Consider the following 1,420-nt stretch of genomic DNA (forward strand, 5'->3'; position numbering starts at 1 on the left):
CAGCGGGCCTGCGCGGCGATGTCCTCGATGGTGTGGCGCGGCACGGGCGGCTCGGCGACCAGCGTCCGCAGCAGCCGCCTGCGCAGGCTCTTCAGCCGCTCCGCCGAGTCGGCCTCCGCCTGCAGATAACCCTCTCTGGCGAGCTGCGACAGCTCGTCGATGTAGGCGAAGAGGGCGTCGGCGAAGGCGTTCATCACGTGCGAGGCGAGGTGGTTGCGCTCGCCCACGGCCATCGCGCGCCGCCACGCGATCCGGCCGCCGATGCGGTACGCGGACTGCAGCGCGTCGAGGCTGCGGCCCTCCTGCGCCTCGAACCGGCCGAGTCTTCGGTGCACCTCGGCGAGGTTGACGGCCCGCTTGCGGGGCGTGGCGACGCGGTCGGTGAAGGTGTTCAGCGACTGCCGGACGCCGAGTCTGAGGGCCCGGTCGTACGCCTCGCCCATCTGGAGCCCGTACTCGGGCGCCGCTTCGCGGATGGCCGCGACGATCTCCCGGTAGAGGCTCGGTAACTCGGGCCGGATCAGCGCGGCCAGTTCCCGCGGCAGCGGCTCGGGCGGCTCGGCCAGTGCGACTGCCTGCACTTCGGACGGCATACGTCTACCCCTCACGCCGCCGGCGAGGCAGGGGACACCGACCCGGTGGGGGGTGGGCGGGGCAGGTGCCCTCCGGTAGGGGGGCCGGCGGCTCACTGTTCGGATGAAGAACCGCGGGTGCCCGGCAGCGCACCGGTGACCGCGGTGTTGCGCGTGGCTCGACTCTGTTACCGGAAGGAACGTTGTAGCCCACACAGAGTGGACGCGCCACTACTCACCCGGCAAGCGCTTGTACGCATCTTTTGTACGCCGGTGACAGTTCCCCGCCCCCCGGACCGCGCGCGGGGGCTCAGCCGTCGTCGTGCCGCCGCAGATGCAGGGTGCGTACGGCGACCTCCACCGCGAAGCGCTCGTCGTGGTCGTCCAACTGCGCGCCGAAGAGCTGGTGGAGGCTGCGTAGCCGGTACCGCACGGTCTGCGGGTGGACGTGCAGCAGCCGGGCCATCCGCGCCGCCGTACCCCGGGTCGTCAGCCAGACCCGCAGCGTGTCGACCAGCCGCTCCCGGCGCACCGGCGTGTGTGCTTCGAGCGGCGCGAGCTGCCGGCGGGCCAGCTCCTCGGCGAGCGGCGGGTCGGCCATGAGCCAGAGCGTCACCAGGTGGTCGGCGCAGGCGAACACCGGCTCGTCGCGGACGATGCCGGTCTCCGCGTGCACCAGCGCCTGCCGCGCCCAGCGCAGCGAGTCCGCGGACCTGCCGAGCGGCACGGTCACGCCGATGGCGGCGCGGCAGCCGGCGAGCGCCGTGGCCAGCACGGCCCGGCGCTCCTCGGTCAGCGGGCCGGGCAGCAGCATGTGCGGCTGCGGGTCGGCGAGTTCGACGAGCACG

At 73.4% G+C, this 1,420-nt stretch carries 2 protein-coding genes; both read right to left on the bottom strand.

Annotated elements, in window-relative coordinates:
- A partial coding sequence (locus tag H5J30_RS33220) for a PucR-like N-terminal domain-containing protein (RefSeq protein WP_508471153.1) occupies positions 1-593 on the bottom strand: 593 nt, incomplete at its 3' end.
- 289 nt (positions 594-882) lie between these two features.
- Positions 883-1,420, bottom strand: a 538-nt coding sequence (locus H5J30_RS33225; protein ID WP_181791440.1) for a PucR family transcriptional regulator, incomplete at its 5' end; no start/stop codon positions are given.

Origin of the sequence: Streptomyces phytophilus (assembly GCF_013870535.1) — a bacterium.
GTDB classification, from domain to species: Bacteria; Actinomycetota; Actinomycetes; order Streptomycetales; family Streptomycetaceae; genus Streptomyces; species Streptomyces phytophilus.